Source organism: uncultured Roseobacter sp., assembly GCF_947492555.1.
Lineage (GTDB): Bacteria > Pseudomonadota > Alphaproteobacteria > Rhodobacterales > Rhodobacteraceae > Roseobacter.
This window is the reverse complement of the sequence record NZ_CANLNE010000002.1, coordinates 1,088,027-1,103,796: the sequence shown is the minus strand read 5'-3', so window position 1 is coordinate 1,103,796 and position 15,770 is coordinate 1,088,027. Positions and strand designations below refer to the sequence as shown.

The following is a 15,770-nucleotide window of genomic DNA, read 5'->3' as shown; positions in this document are numbered from 1 at the left end:
TGATACCAGATCTGGCCGCGTTTTGAGAGCTGCCAAACCTGTCTGAAGATTGAGGTTTCTCAATCTGATGACAGGAGAAACGCGACCTTTAGTCCATCGTCAGGTGCCGCGGCGCAGCTTAATCAGATCAGACATTCGCTACAGGCGCAAAGTCAGTCGATCAGCGAATTCATTGAACCCAACACCAACAGTGGTCGCACTCCCAATTTCAAGCAGCAGTTGGTGCAAAAACCTAAACAAACTAGAGCGTCTGGGGAATGGGAGCCCGCAGTCAGGGAGCCGCAGGGGGCCTTCACCGTGCATTGGGCCCGCAAAGAGGCTGGTCCTCTCCACCATAAGGATACGTCAGCGCATCAATGGCTAAAAAGGTCGATTGGGCAAGACGCCAACTTACCGTGAAATTAATGCGGGCAAGCCCGTCGATTTTTTCCTGTGAAGCGGAAAGGCCCTTTTTAGTTAGATCCAACGCTACCACACGGGGCTCAACCTGCAGACCAGGATTGCGATGTACCCAGCGTTCGCAGAACCGACTAACCGTAAGGTTCCGTCGCTGGTTGGTCGCCCGGACAACGCCTTTGAGCGGCGCACTCAGCGTTCCTGAGAGCGCTTCGGGTTCCGGGTCAGTCCGCACATCATAAGCCAGAACTTCAACAACGATGTTACGTCCTGCAATTTCCGGGTCACTCTCCATCGCCGTGAGAATATCGGAAATCGTTTCAAGCCCCGTATTGTCGAAATACCCCCCATCCGCAACCTGCCGCAACGACGTGTGGTGGCAAGCGGGATCAGTGCATAGGTGATAGCGCGCCGGAGGCGAGACTATGGGAAACCGTGCTGAAATGACCGTCGCATCCCCTACCGAAAGATCGCGGTTGTGACCGCTGCTGCTGGCTATGGACACACGCGTATCCGGTAACCCGTTGCGAGCAGAGTTCCGAGGTAGAAATGCAGTCAGTGGCGAGTGGATCACCCGCTCTCCAGTCGTTAGATCAGTCGTGTTGAAGAACAGCAAAGGCGTGCTCGCATCTCCGTCCCAGCTTTCCCGCAAGCCAAGAGAAAGTAGTTGATTGCGTTCTGTGCGCCGCGAGTTGATGATACGGATCAGGTCCAAGTACTCAGAAAAACTAAAGTTCTCTAGATCGAATGCCCCGGCCTCAGACTGCGAAATGCGTGACGTCAAATGCGTCGAACGCGTAATAGCATCGCTCAAGCGGTCTTGGAGTGTTGCGCCACGGTCGGTTGGTTTCGACCAGATCGCGGATAGAGGAAAGAACCCGTCGAAGTTGTCCTGAAAAAGAAGGTCATCCAAAACGGCGGACAAATAGTCACGGCCAAGGATTTCATGTGTCGTTTTCGCAAAACAAGCCGTTCCGGGCGTAGCTTCCCGGCAAGCTCCGCTTTTGCGAATAGCCCAAAAGGTAGTCGCCCCAACGGACCCACCCGACACCCCGCTAACGGCAAAAACGGACGCAGCAAAACCCGGATTCTCGAAATCATCTGCGCGTTTTGCCAGATCCATAGCCGCGAAATAGGCCGTAAAAAGACCACCCCCTGGGGAGGCAATCAACCGCACCCGCTCTGGTTCTTGATCATGGGTGGTTAACCAAGCTGAAAAGGCGGCCGGAACCGATTGATGTGAAGCGGCCACAGCATTTGGTGTGGGGGCGACCCCTTGAACAATGTGGCACCCTGTCAGCGTCGGACAATTATGAGACATCGCCTGATACAGTCCAGCCGATGCAGCCAACAGCCCGACTACAAACAGTAGCCTCCGAGTAACGAGCCTACCTGGAGCAATCCGACCCAATAGAAAGCCGCCTCCAGCGAACGCAAGTGCAGCTACCAGCGCAGACACCCAACCCGACCCGATAAGCCCGACTAGGAGGATACACACAGTGAGCGGAAAGTGCCCCGGGATCCGCTTGGATAAGACCGTCAGGTAGGCCAGAATGAAACAGGACCCAATTGCGAAGAAGGATGTGATGGTGATCGGGCCAACGAGTTCCGCGGCGATATCGCCTGCATGAAAAAAAGGGATAAACTCGCACAGCCAGATTAAGACATACCCAAACGCGATGCCATTCCCGAAGGGAGCAGCCCGCAGAAAGAAAGTTGCCTCCAGGGCACGGACTGAGCCAAGCCCTTGCGGTATACCGGCTGTCTCAATGATACTATCCAAAGTAACGGATTTGGTCCTGAACGCGAAGAATGCCAGAAGGCAAAAGGCAGCAAGGCCAATAAGAATAACAGCCTCCCGCAGTCCCGCCTCCTCTCCGAGTGCGGTACTCAGCAAGCCGACAAATGCGCCGAAAATTGGCAGCCGCCCGACCATGTAGAGCAGCCCACCATCAATATTGGCGGCGTTGGGCGTGAGGCGCACCGGCTTGGGCGCTGATTGCCGCCAGCCCGGACTGCGTAAACTACGAAGCGCTAATGCGGTGGATTGAAACAACGCAATAGGAACAAAGAAAAAGGACACGATGCTGAGGACAATCTGCAGCGGCAACCCAAGAGAAACTGCGCGCTGCTGCATATCCTTCAGATCAGCGGGAACCTCCGTGCCGTATCGTTCCGCGACGCTGATCCACAGACCCGGTCGTGTGATGTCATAGTTTAGGGACAACATCAAAAGTACAAAAAAAGTCAACGCGCCGCCAAAAGCAAAGAGGACAAGCCGCTGCGTTTGAAGGTCGCTGATTAGCCCTGCCAGCAGAGGGACAATAACCGTCGCAAGCGCTACAAAAACGACAACCAACACCAGATCGTTAGGAGAACTTAGCGTAAGCGCGATATCACTTGCTAGTCCCAACATAATCTCATGGGCTTGGTCTGCCAGTCCTAAAAATAGCGCAAAGATGACGGAAACTAGCAGCGGGCCGTACACATGCTCTATTGTGTCGACAAACTCCTGCCGGAACGAGTCTCCGTCGACAGTCGGCGTCGTTGGAACATCATAGCCGTGAATATCTGCCTTAGCCTTTGTAGTGCTTCGGTCGCCATTCATAAGATGTCCTCAGCAATTCAATTTGACTATACTGAAATTAACGCGAACCCCTTACTGTTTTTCGCTGCTGTCGCAAAGCGTGCAAATGCGGCCGTTCGTTCCGTGAGTGGCAACGGCAGGAAAGTCCGGTGTCCGCCGCCCGTTCTTCCGACTCATGGTTCAATGCTGCGTGTGTTACGATGGCAGCTCCGAGCCCATAGTGCGTGATGCTGCATCGTGCACAAACAACAGGGAACTGCAAAATACGGACATTGGGGTGCCCGTTGAGCCTAACATCGATTGCGAATCCGTTGACTGGATCGCGGTAGTGTTGCTTGCGCGGACGCATCCGGCAACGATTGAGGTGGCAAAACTCGCCCAACAGTCAAAACGCCTATAGGTTGCGAGGCATAAAGAACGGGCCTTGAAATATCAGAAGCCAACATTGCTCCTTTATTCATGGGAAAGGTCCGCTACTCCTCTCCCGTAAGGCCCGACTTTTCGAGTAGAAAGTTGCGCACGGTGGGATCAATGGCTTTATCGTCTATCCGATATACGCCACATTTTGCGAGAATTTCGCTCGCCATAGAAGTGGCTTCCGCGCGCTTCCAGATGACACGCGCGGAATAGGGCATGCGACGGGGCCGCCAGGATATGCCCATCGTCATGCCGCGCAAATAGGTGCGCTGTTGCCGGTGCGAGGGATACAGGATCATCTCGGTCAGGGACCCGTCCTGATCGCGTTCAAACTCAACAAGAAATATCCGGCTTCCGTGATAGCTTGCCTTACCATCATATCTGGTGCGCTGAAGCAGTTCCCGTTCCGGCCCGAGGCCGCGCTCAATGGTGCGGGTCATGATTTGCCCGTCTTGTTCATCCAGAAATGTTGCCCCGATCATCACGTTTCCTTGCCAGGATGGTGACAGGAAATGGATGTGATAGGCCCCCACAAAACCCCGCAACCGGGCAAGATCGCCGGGAAACGCGTTCGCAAAGGGATCTTTGCGTTGCGGTGATGCATCTTTGTTCAATTGTCCACGCAACGCCCTGAATGTCTTGTTGTCGGTCAGCAAGTCCTGTTCGTCGACATCAAAGTACAGGCAAATCCGGCGCAGGTTATGCGCCGATGGCATGCCCGCCCCAGACAAGTATCGATTGAACTGCTGCGGATTGATTCCAATTTCGCGGCACACCTGCGCGACCGACACGCGCTCAGCGCAGATGTAGCGGAGATTTTTGGAAAACTCAGAGCGTTCTTGGTTCATTTATAAGCGACCTTACGCAACATCGTACAATTTCGCTAAGATTAGCGTAATCTCGATTAATTGTCATGGCCCAGTGTTCCAGCTCAGACTTTCGTATCTTTGGGGGCCATGTGACACACATCACTGTAATAGAAAACGAATGGATCGTATTGCCGGACGGGCGACGTCTGGCGGCGCGCATCTGGGTTCCTGCGGGCCCTGGTCCGTTTCCTGCCATCCTTGAATACCTGCCCTATCGGAAGCGCGACGTCACCGCGCCGCGTGATCAGACGACCCATGGGATATTCGCTGCGGCGGGCTATGCCTGCGTGCGGGTCGACATTGCCGGAACCGGCGACTCAGACGGAGTATTCGATGATGAATATTCCGAGCAGGAGTTGAGCGACGGCGAAGCCGTGCTGGCCTGGATCGCAGCCCAGGATTGGTGCGATGCCAATATTGGCATGATCGGCATTTCATGGGGCGGGTTCAACAGCCTGCAATTGGCATATCGGCAGCCCCCCGCATTGAAGGCCGTGGTCAGCGTGGCTTCAACCACGGATCGCTATGCCGACGACATCCATTTCATGGGCGGGTGCCTGCTGAGCGACAACGCCAATTGGGCGGGCCAGATGTTTGCCTATCAATCGCGTCCGCCCGACCCATTGCTGCGCAGCGATTGGCGCGAGGTCTGGCTCGAACGGATGGAAAACCTGCCGTTCATGGCCGCCGACTGGCTGGCCCATCCAAGCCGGGATGGGTTCTGGAAACATGGTTCGGTCTGCGAGGAGTATGCGCGGATCAAGGTGCCGGTGCTGGCCACCACCGGCTGGGCGGACGCCTATGTGAATGCGCCGTCCCAACTGGCCGCAAATCTGAACGGCCCTGCCAAGGCACTTTTGGGACCATGGGAGCACCGCTATGCCCATATGTCAAAGCTGGGCGCGTCGGACTTCCATTCCGAGGTTCTGGGCTGGTTCGACCGCTGGCTCAAGGGCGAGGAAAACGGCGCAGAGGATCTGCCCGACTACCGCGTCTTCATGCAGGAGCATTTTGACCCCACCCAGACCAACAAACCGCGCAAGGGGCGCTGGATTGCGGAACAAGTCTGGCCGTCCGCGCATGTCGCGCCCAAAACCGTTTGGCTGGGTCAGGACGGATTGGCAGCGGCACCCGATGACGGGCAGCTAGATGTCTCGACACCGGCTCATGTCGGTCGGGCGAGCGGCGTGTTCTGTCCCGGCATGCGCATCGACAATGAGCTTGCTGGTGATCAGAGCGGCGATGACGCGCTCTCGGTTTGCTTTGATCTACCGCTGGATACCCCGATGGAACTACTGGGCCGTGCGGTGCTTAAGCTTTCGATTACTGTCGACAAGCCTGCCGCCCAGATTGTTGCGCGGCTGTGTGACGTGTCCCCGGGTGGCGTGTCGCAAAGGATCAGCTACCGCGCCTTCAATCTGACCCATCACGCCGGGCATGACCGGCCAGAAGCACTGGTGCCGGGCCAACGCTACGAGGTGGAATTTGCCCTGAACGAATGTGCGCACCATCTGCGCGCCGGTCACAAGCTGCGGCTTGCGCTGTCCAACAGCTATTGGCCGATTGTCTGGCCCGCCCCTACACAAACAACAATCAACCTTGAGTTGGCTGAATGTGCGCTTGCGCTGCCTGTGCGGTCTGTCACGGATGAGATTGACCCCTGTGCACCGGGCGCGCCGCAACCGGGGCTAACGTCTCATAGTGAAACTTTGCGCGCCGCCGATGCCAAGGCGTCAACGGTTACCCAAGCGGATGGCACCATAGTTCAGGAAACCTTTGACGATTTTGGCGCGACGCGCGATCCCGATCACGGGATGGAGGTCGGGAGCCACGTCACGACCCGTTACGCCATTCATCCATACGACCCGGCCACGGCCAATTTTCAATCGGCTTGGAATTTCGCGTTCAGACGCGAGGGCTGGCAGGTCGAAATCGACACCGAAAACACCATGACCTGCGATGCGCAAAATTTCTACGTGCATCGCAAGCTGCGCGCCACAGAGGGCGCTACCCGAAGCGAGGTTCTGACAAAGGAATGGTCGCAAACCATTCCCCGCGGACATCTATGAGCAACTCAAAGGAGAAACGAGATGAGAATTGAATGGAAAAAGGCACCCGTCGGAAGACGTGGTTTCCTGAAAGGGGCCACCGCACTGGGGGCCGCCGCCGCGCTGCCCATGGGCTTCGCCGGACGCGCAATGGCGCAATCCGATGGCGTTTTGCGGGTGCGCAACTACGGCGATCTCAGCACCATGGACCCCGCACATAGCGTTGGTGTCGTTGACGAGACCATCCACGCCGCCGTCTACAACAAGCTGATTCAGTACACGCCCGGCACCGAATGGGGCTGGAAACTGGACGCCGCAGCGATGATCGAACAGGCCGACCCAACCCACATCAAATTCGCCCTGCGCGATGACATCGGGTTCACCAATGGTCACGGCGCGATGACGGCAGAGGACGTGAAATTCTCGTTCGAACGCATCATCGCAGACGCCACTGAATCGCCCAACAAACCCGACATGGGACCACTCAGCCATGTTGAGGTCACCGGAGAGCGTGAAGGCACGATCGTGCTGAACGATCCCTTTGCTCCGCTCTGGACCATCGCGCTGCCCTATATCACGGGCAACATCGTATCCAAAGCCGCAACCGAAGCTGCCGGTGGCCGCATCGGCGTTGATCCCGTGGCCGAATCCGGCCCCTATCTGCGCACCAGCTGGGCCGCCAAGGAAAAGACAGTCCTGTCGCGCAACCCGGATTGGAAGGGTGAAGCACCTGTATGGGATACCATCGAAATCCTGCCGATTGACGATGAAAGCACCGCTGAAATCGCATTCGATTCAGGCGAGATTGATCTGACCCGCGTGTCGCTCGGTTCGGTTGAGCGGTATCGTTCAGACGTCCCGAACGGCGGGACATTGGTGGAAAACCCATCGCTGTTCTACGTCTGGCTGGGCATGAACCTGGATCACCCAAAGCTGCAGAACCAAAAGCTGCGTCAGGCCATTCAGCATGCGATTGACGTGCCGTCGATCCTTCAGGCGGCGTACTTCGGCGCGGTTGAACCCTCCACCGGCATCGTTGCGCCGGGCCTTGCGGGCAACCGCCCTGCCAGCCTTGTGCCACCGGCGGCGGACTTCGCGAAGGCGGCGGAACTGCTGGCGGAATCCGGGGAAACCAATGTCACCCTGATGTTGGATGTGCTGAACAAGAACGAGTTCACCACCGCCGCGCAAGTCATTCAGGCCACGCTGGCCTCCATTGGCATCACGGTCGAGATCAACCTGCTGGAATCCGGCGCGTTCTGGTCCAGCGGAGACAACGACGACCTGCAGCTTGTACTCAACCGGTTCTCCATGGCGCCCGACCCATCCTATGCGACAGCATGGTTCATCACCGAACAGGCGGGCATCTGGAACTGGGAACGCTTCAGCAACGAAGAGTTTGACAAGATCCACGCCATGGCCTCGCAGGAAACCGATCTTGAGGCCCGTGGCGAGATGTATCGCCGCGCGCAGGACCTGATGGAAGAAAGCGGGGCCTACCGCTTTATCACCCACGAAGCCACGCCGGTGGTTCATTCAGCGCGCATCACTCCGGGCCTGCGGCCTGATGGTCTGATGCTGCTGCGTGACTTTGGCAAAGCGTAAACAAACAGGAGCGTCGCAATGTTGAAATTCACTCTCAAACGTTTCGCCCTTGCGGCGCTCATCCTTGTAGTGGCTGTCACCATCATGTTCCTGATGATCCGTGCGGTCCCTGGTGATCCGGTGTCGATCATGCTGGGGCCACGGGCCACCCCTGAACTCAAGGAACGTCTGATCGCGGAAATGGCGCTGGACCAGTCGATCCCCAAACAGTTGCTGCTGTTTTTCGGAGGGCTTCTGCGCGGTGATCTTGGCGTTGATGTGTTCTCGGGGCGCGCTGTCTCCGAGATTGTCTTTGAACAACTGCCGCACACGCTCAAGCTGATCTTCTCAGCCATCGCATGGTCGGCCATTCTGGGTATCGCATTGGGCTGCTATGCGGCGGCCCACCCCAACACATGGATTGACCGCGTCACAGCGACGCTTTCGGTTAGCTGCATCGCGGCGCCCGCCTTTGTGGTCGCTCTGTTGTCGCTGCTAATCTTTGCGGTGCAGTTGCAATGGTTCCCGGCCATCGGCGTCGGCGAAGGGTTCTGGGATACGGCCTGGCACCTTGTATTGCCCTCCTTCGCCATCGGGCTCAGTTGGGTAGGCTATATCGCCCGCCTCGTGCGGGCCTCCATGCTGGAGGTCATGGGTGAAAGCCACATCCGCACCGCCCGCGCTTTTGGACTGAGCGAGCGCCGCATCATCAGCGTCTACGCATTGCGCATCGCGATCCTGCCGGTGGTCACCGTGATCGGTGTGGGCATGGGCTTCCTGCTCAGTTCCGCCGTATTCACCGAAATCGTCTTTGCCCGCCCCGGTCTGGGCAAGCTGGTAATCGACAGTATCACCACCCGAAACTATCCCATCGTGATGGGCGCAGTGCTGGTGTCCACCGGGCTGTTCGTCGTCTCAACCGCATTGGCCGATCTGATCAATGCACTACTAGATCCGCGCGCGCGGACGGCCACATAAGGGAGCCCTGATCATGACAGATGCAACAGCAGTCCCCACCAAAAGCAAATCCGAACTGGCCATCATCATCGCAGGCGTCGCGCGCGATCCCTTAGGATTGATGGGCCTGATCATCGTGGGTGCCATCGTTTTTTCCGCCATCTTCGCGTCCTGGATCGTACCCTATGATCCGGTTGCGATGAATATTCAGGATCGGATGCAGGGGCCGTCCGCCGCGTACCTGCTGGGCACCGACCAGCTGGGCCGTGATACCTTTTCGCGAGTGATCATGGGTGGGCAGGTCGCGCTTAAAGTTGCCCTGCCTGCGATCTTTGGCGCGATGGCGATTGGCCTGACGCTGGGCACGATTGCAGGCTACGGCCCGAAATGGCTCGATAACTTCCTGATGCTGCTCTTTGATACGATCCGGTCGTTTCCAACGGTGATGTTCGCCCTTGCGGTTGTCGCCCTTGTCGGCCCCAGCCTGCAAACGGTGGTGTTTGTCGTCATGGCCACCTCGATCCCGACCTATGGCCGGGTTGCGCGCACCCAGACGCTGACCCTGCGCAACAGTGAATTCATTCTGGCCGAACGCGCCATGGGGGCCAGCATGGCCCGCATTCTGGGGGTGCATATGCTGCCCAACATCATCGGTGTTCTCGCGGTGCTGGTAGCGATGGATAATCCCACCGTGATCGCTCTTGAGGCGGGCCTGAGCTTTCTGGGCCTTGGCGTGAAACCACCAACCCCGAGCTGGGGCGCGCTGTTGAAAGATGGCTATGCGCTGATCCGCCAGACCCCATGGCTGGTCGTGGGCGGCGGTCTGCCCATCGTGATCGCAACCCTTGGCTTTACCTTCCTGGGCGAAAGCCTGCGCGACGTGGTCGACCCAAAACTGAGGAAGAACAGATGACAGAGAAATTGCTCGAAATTGATAACCTCAGCGTTGATTATGAAACAGCACGAGGCGACCTGAAGGCCCTGCGCAACATCACCTTTGATGTGAACAAGCGCGAGATTGTCGGCATCGTGGGCGAAAGCGGATGTGGGAAATCTACGCTGATCTCGGCCATCTTGCGGCTGATTGCTCCCAACACACGGTTTCGCAACGGCGAAGTGCGGTTCAAGGGCGAGGACCTGCTGACCGCGTCGGAACGCCACATCCGTGATTTGCGCGGGGATGATATCTCTATCGTGTTTCAGGACCCGATGCAGACCCATAATCCGGTGATCTCCATCGGGCAGCAGATGGTGGATATTCAGCATCGTTCCAAGGCAAGCAAGGCAGAGAAACTGGCAACAGCGGCCAAGATGTTGGGGGCCGTGGGCATCCCCGATCCCGAAGCACGGCTGAGCCAGTTCCCGCATGAGTTTTCCGGCGGGATGCGGCAGCGGATTGCCATTGCCATGGCGCTGATGTCCGAGCCGGATTTGTTGATTGCGGATGAGCCGACAACCGCCCTTGATGCCACGCTGGAGGTGCAGATTATCGAGCGGCTCAAAGACCTGCAAAGTGACTTTGGCTGCGCGATCCTGTTCATCTCGCACCATCTGGGCGTCATCGCGGAGCTTTGTGACCGTGTCGTGGTTATGTACGCAGGCGCGGTTGTGGAAAGCGGCACCGTGCGTGAGATTTTCCACCATCCGAAACACCCCTACACCCGCCGTCTGATCGAATGTGACCCCGGCCACATCAAAGAACGCGCGCGCGTCTTGCCCACGATCCCCGGCGAAGTGCCCGATCTGACAGCCCTGCCCAAGGGCTGCATCTTCCGCGACCGCTGCGATCAGGCCTTTGCACGTTGCGCCGAAGTGCCGCCGCTGATGCGTCTGAGCGAGGGACAGAATGCCGCCTGTTGGCTGAACCATGCGGAGGAACCAGCATGAGCCCGATCCTGGATGTCGAAGACCTGCAAACCAGCTATGGCCGGGTGAATGTTCTGGCCGGTGTCAGCTTCTCCGTGGAACAGGGAGAAACCTATGCCATGGTGGGCGAAAGCGGATCGGGCAAGACAACCGTGATCCGCGCCATCGCCGGTCTCGCGCCCGCGCAGGCGGGGTCCGTCAAGTTCGACGGGCAGGAAATCCGCGGCATGAGCGAAAAGAACCTGCGCCCGCTGCGAAAGGACATCGCGATGATGTTTCAGGACCCCACCGGGTCTCTGTCGCCACGCTTGACAATCCGCAACCTGATCACCGAGCCCTACAGGATTCAGGGCATGAAGGATCGCGATCTGGATGCCGAGGCGAAACGCCTGCTAGAACTGGTGAACCTGCCCGCGCATTTCGCGGATCGTTATCCGTATCAACTCTCCGGCGGTCAGGCCCGCCGTGTCGGTGTCGCCCGTGCTTTGGCACTGGAGCCAAAGCTGATTCTGGCGGATGAACCCACGGCGGGGCTGGATGTGTCGGTGCAGGGCGAATTGCTGAACCTTCTGAATGACCTGCGCGAAAGGTTGGGCCTGTCGATGGTGATCATCACCCACAACTTGAACGTCGTGCGCCACGTGGCGGACCGCATGGGCATCCTCTATCTGGGCCGTCTGGTCGAGGAAGGCACTACGGAGGCGATCTTTGATCAGCCGCGCCATCCCTACACCAACTGCCTGCTCAGCGCGAACCCCGAACCCGACCCCGACGCGCGTCTGGAACGCATCGCCCTCAAAGGCGAGCCGCCCAGCCTGATCAAGCGCCCCTCGGGCTGCGAGTTCCGCGACCGGTGCCCTGTTGCCAGCGATATCTGCACGCAGGTGCCGCAATTCGAGGTAACAGATGGCCATGCGGTCCGATGTTTGACACCTTTGCACGTGTGAAGCTGCCTGCATGACCACCTCAACGCTGTACTTCAACGGCCTGATCCTGAGCATGGATGCGCAAGATTCCAATCCAGAGGCCGTGCTGACCGAAGGTGAGACGATTGTGGCCGTTGGACGCGAAGCTGATCTGCGCGCCCAGATGCCCGAGGGCACGGAGCTGGTCGATTTGCAGGGTCAGACGATGATCCCGGCGTTCATTGACCCGCATGGGCATTTCCCGGATTCCGGGTTTATCGACCTGTTTCGGGTCAACCTGTCGTCACCCCCCCTTGGCACATGCGTGGACATGGAAACCGCCCTGCGACGGTTGCGCGACCGTGCGGAAACCACACCAAAGGGCGAATGGATCATGGGCGTCGCCTTTGACAACACCGCTATCGCAGAGGCCCGCATGCCCACGCGCATGGAGTTGGACAGCGCGTCGTGCGATCATCCGATTTGGGTGATCCACGCTTCGGGTCACAACGGGGTGGCCAATTCCATGGCGTTGGAGCGGCAAGGGATTACCGCGGCAACGCCCGACCCTTTGGGCGGTCGTTTTGACCGTGATCCGGAGACAGGCGCGCTTACCGGGTTGATCGAAGGCATTTCCGCCATGGGTCCCTTGGGGGACACCACGTTTCTGATAGATGAATCACAATTTTGGCACGGGTTCGCCGCATCGAGGGACGAATACCTTTCACACGGCGTGACCTATGGTCAAAATGCCTGGGCGAACGCAGAATTGCTGTGCCGCTTTGACGGATTTCCCGCTGACAAGGACCCCGGGTTTGATTTGACCATCCTTCCGATTGCGGAACTGGAGCCCGACCTCAGTCAGGGCCCGGACGCGATGGCGGATTTAGAAAACCCCCATTTCACACTGGGCCCCCGCAAGCTGTTCTCGGATGGTGCGTTTCAACTTCAAACCGCCTTTCTGCGTGAGGAGTATCACCGGCCGATTGCCCCGGATACACCGCGCGGTGTGCCTTATGCGGCTGCGGAACACCTGACCGCCGAGGTTCGCAAACTGCACGATTTGGGGTTTCAAATCCATTGCCATTGCAACGGCGATGCCGGGTCCGACCTGTTTCTGGATGCGGTGGAAGCCGCTCAGAGTGCCAACCCGCGCACCGATCACCGCCATACGATCATCCACGGTCAAGTGCTGCATGAGGATCAGTTCGAACGCATGGCGCGGCTGGGCGTCACGGTCAGTTTCTTTTCGGCCCACATCTATTACTGGGGTGATCGCCATCGCGACACATTCCTCGGCCCGGACCGCGCCGCACGACTTTCTGCTGCTGCCTCCGCCCTGCGTCACGGTATCCGGTTTACCCTGCACAATGACGCCTCTGTCACGCCAACGCGGCCCATTCATCTGGCCCATTGCGCCGTCAATAGGCTGACCGCAACAGGGGACATGCTGGGAGAAGATCAGAAGATATCCGTTCTCTCAGCCCTGCGCGCGCAGACCATCGACGCCGCCTGGCAGGTCTTTCAGGAAGGGCGGCGCGGGTCCATTGAGGCCGGAAAGCTTGCGGATATGACGATCCTGTCGCGCAGCCCGCTCAAAGACCCGGCCCGCCTGCTGGATACGAAAGTCACGAAGACGATCCGCCGTGGCAAGCGCGTATTTCAATCCTCCGATGAGTAACTGAGATGAAACGACCAAGAATAGCAATTGCAGGGTTTCAGCATGAAACCAATTGCCATGGTCTGACACAGGCAGGATTGGCCGAATTCGAAATGGCAGATTCCTGGCCAGGAATGCTGCAAGGCCAACAGGTCCTTGCCCAGACGCGGGGCATGAATTTGCCCATCGCGGGATTTGCATCCGCGGCGGACGCTGCGGGTTATGAGGTCATCCCCGTTCTGTGGTGCGCCGCCGAACCTTCGGCCCATGTGACCGATCATGCATTCGAGACAATCGCGGGCATGATCCTGGATGGCCTGCACGCTGCCGGCCCGCTGGATGGCGTCTATCTTGACCTGCACGGCGCGATGGTCACCGAAAGCCTCGCGGATGGCGAAGGGGAACTGTTGCGCCGGGTGCGCGCCCAGATTGGGGAAGACACCCCGCTCGTGGTCAGCCTTGATCTCCATGCCAATGTCTCCGCCGAGATGTGCGCGCACGCCGACTATCTGGCGATTTTCCGAACCTACCCGCATCTTGATATGGCCGAGACTGGCGCGCGCTGTCTGCCTGTGCTGGTCCGGCTGCTGCGCGGCAAGGATCTGCACAAGGCCTTTCGCACTGTGCCCTATCTGATCCCTCTGCACGCGCAATATACCGGCACGCCGCCTTTCAGCACGCTGTACGGCTACCTGCCAGACTTGCAACAGCAGGGTGTTGAGGCAGATATCGCCCTTGGCTTCACGGCGGCAGATTTCCCAGACACCGGGCCGTCCTGCGTTGCCTACGCGAAAACCACAGCACAGGCCGAGGCTGCGGCAGATACAATCCTGTCGCACTTTCTGACCATAGAGGACCGCATAGATCGCACGCTGCTGTCACTGGACGCGGCGGTCCAACTATCCCATGAGCGCAGAGACAAACCTTTGATCCTCGCTGACGTTCAGGACAATCCCGGCGCGGGCGGCACGTCGGATACCACGGGGCTGCTAAGGGCTTTGATTGATGGCAAAGGCCGCGAAGTTCTAAGCGGCATGTTCCACGATCCTGAACTTGCACAAAAAGCGCATGCCGCCGGACCTTCCGCCCGGTTTCAGGGTGCACTTGGGGGCAAATCCGGCGTCCCGGGGCAGGCCCCGGTGACCGGATCGTTCGAGGTTCTGTCCCTCAGCGACGGCGACTGCCCCTACACCGGAGAAATGTACGGCGGCGGTATTGCGACCCTTGGGAAAAGTGCCGCCCTCAGGATCGTTGACGCCGATGCGCAGATCGATGTGGTCGTCACAAGCATCAGGAACCAATGCCTTGATCTGGCGCATTTCACGCATTTTGGACTGGATCCTGCCAATTACAAAACCCTCTGCGTCAAAAGCACTGTGCATTACCGGGCCGCTTTTGATCCGATCGCCAGCGAAGTGCGGTCTGTCGCATCACCCGGCGTATTTGCATGTGACCTCAAAAACGCAGACTATCATAACTTGCCCTCCGGAAAGAGAGTTGAAGCGTATGACAAATACCTAGTAATTCGGAAAACCGGAGGTGGCTCAAGCTAGGGATTTTCGGTTCTTGATCGTCTCTACAGCACGCAAATTAGCCTCTTCGCCGAAGGGTGCAGAATGAGTTGCTCATATGCGTTAGCCAAGATTGAGCCCTTGGACCAGTAACGAAAGCGCCGGCATTCAAAATTTACAGAAGACTGCAACGAATCAGCAGCGGAAGTTCGCTTCCACGCGCTGTGCTTTTCGCGGAGGTTGCAAAGCGGGCCAAGTGAGCCAAGTGAGCCAGCAGCGCAACGGCAACTTCGTCCCACAGGTCAGACCTCCAATAAACCCGAAATCGAGCGAGAGCAGCGAACGGCGGCTATGCGGGCTGCGACCGCAGCATCTGAAGGCCCCGCTCAAGGTCGGCTTTGGGCCGTTTTCAATAGGTATTGCTCGGTTTGAGTTTGGTTAGAAAATTCACCTTGAAAAACACCATTGGCTGTTCTCTGCTTACCCTTGAACAGGACGTGGGGGGCTAAACAGGACAAGACCGTTTGCTAGTGCCTCATAAACCTCTGCCGCGCTTCTCGGGCGATGTTGTAGCGAAGATCCAACCGCGAGATTTCTTTCATGACCTCCTGCCTTTCGTCTTCATCTACGATCGTCCGCAGGCGGGTAAAAAGCGCGTCTATCTTCTTCTTGATCTCGAACTCCTGGGGCAGGACGCCTGCCTGAGCCATAATGCGGAAACCCGCGGCTTCTGCGGCGTCTGTTTGCGTTTCCGCGGTTCTGTCAGGTAACGGTTTTCCTTCGCCTTCAAGGTTGTCCAACTGGCCCTGCAACTTCGCTTTCTGGATTTGACGCTCGATCAGGCTTCGAAAACTTCGGGTCATGTGTCAGACCTTTCATCGGGTGTGAGTGGTGGCTGGACTTAACTCGACCAGGTTGAAATCGTCCCGGGATGCCTGTCTTTGGGATTATGGCATTCCGGGATAAAATA

General features: G+C 58.0%; 11 protein-coding genes. 8 read left to right on the top strand and 3 right to left on the bottom strand.

Annotated elements, in window-relative coordinates; genetic code table 11:
- Window positions 1-292: 292 nt before the first annotated feature.
- Together Q1A07_RS12470 and Q1A07_RS12465 are read right to left on the bottom strand one after the other, a co-directional pair.
- Window positions 293-3,004, bottom strand: a complete 2,712-nt coding sequence (locus Q1A07_RS12470) for a hypothetical protein (protein WP_299781145.1) — start codon at window positions 3,002-3,004, stop codon at window positions 293-295.
- A 452-nt stretch (window positions 3,005-3,456) separates the two neighbouring features.
- Window positions 3,457-4,248 (bottom strand): helix-turn-helix transcriptional regulator, encoded by a 792-nt coding sequence (locus tag Q1A07_RS12465; RefSeq protein ID WP_299781143.1) that lies wholly within the window; start codon window positions 4,246-4,248, stop codon window positions 3,457-3,459.
- 110 nt (window positions 4,249-4,358) lie between these two features.
- On the opposite strand from Q1A07_RS12465, the gene Q1A07_RS12460 reads away from it, so the two are divergent.
- The 8 genes from Q1A07_RS12460 to Q1A07_RS12425 are packed head-to-tail and all read left to right on the top strand — an operon-like array spanning window position 4,359 to window position 14,842.
- The gene (locus Q1A07_RS12460; RefSeq protein ID WP_299781141.1) at window positions 4,359-6,338 is read left to right on the top strand and encodes a CocE/NonD family hydrolase; all 1,980 of its coding nucleotides are present in this window, start codon (window positions 4,359-4,361) and stop codon (window positions 6,336-6,338) included.
- A gap of 21 nt (window positions 6,339-6,359) precedes the next feature.
- A complete protein-coding gene (locus tag Q1A07_RS12455) occupies window positions 6,360-7,922 on the top strand; it encodes an ABC transporter substrate-binding protein (protein WP_299781139.1) in 1,563 nt (520 codons plus the stop codon).
- Between the two features lie 18 nt (window positions 7,923-7,940).
- Window positions 7,941-8,879, top strand: coding sequence for an ABC transporter permease (locus tag Q1A07_RS12450; protein WP_299781137.1), 939 nt, complete (start codon window positions 7,941-7,943; stop codon window positions 8,877-8,879).
- 13 nt (window positions 8,880-8,892) lie between these two features.
- Complete coding sequence (locus Q1A07_RS12445; RefSeq protein ID WP_299781134.1) at window positions 8,893-9,771, top strand: ABC transporter permease; 879 nt, start codon at window positions 8,893-8,895, stop codon at window positions 9,769-9,771.
- Window positions 9,768-10,745 carry an ABC transporter ATP-binding protein gene (locus tag Q1A07_RS12440; protein WP_299781132.1) on the top strand — a complete coding sequence of 326 codons (978 nt, stop codon included), beginning with the start codon at window positions 9,768-9,770 and terminating at the stop codon, window positions 10,743-10,745. Before Q1A07_RS12445 ends, Q1A07_RS12440 begins: the two co-directional genes overlap by 4 nt.
- Complete coding sequence (locus Q1A07_RS12435; protein WP_299781130.1) at window positions 10,742-11,671, top strand: ABC transporter ATP-binding protein; 930 nt, start codon at window positions 10,742-10,744, stop codon at window positions 11,669-11,671. Before Q1A07_RS12440 ends, Q1A07_RS12435 begins: the two co-directional genes overlap by 4 nt.
- A gap of 10 nt (window positions 11,672-11,681) precedes the next feature.
- Entirely contained in the window at window positions 11,682-13,310 is a 1,629-nt protein-coding gene (locus Q1A07_RS12430) for an amidohydrolase (protein ID WP_299781128.1), read from the top strand.
- Window positions 13,311-13,315: 5 nt separating this feature from the next.
- Window positions 13,316-14,842, top strand: coding sequence for a M81 family metallopeptidase (locus Q1A07_RS12425; RefSeq protein WP_299781126.1), 1,527 nt, complete (start codon window positions 13,316-13,318; stop codon window positions 14,840-14,842).
- A gap of 485 nt (window positions 14,843-15,327) precedes the next feature.
- Here Q1A07_RS12425 and Q1A07_RS12420 read toward each other — a convergent pair whose 3' ends face one another.
- Window positions 15,328-15,663, bottom strand: a complete 336-nt coding sequence (locus Q1A07_RS12420; protein WP_299781124.1) for a DUF1992 domain-containing protein — start codon at window positions 15,661-15,663, stop codon at window positions 15,328-15,330.
- Between the last annotated feature and the right edge of the window lie 107 nt (window positions 15,664-15,770).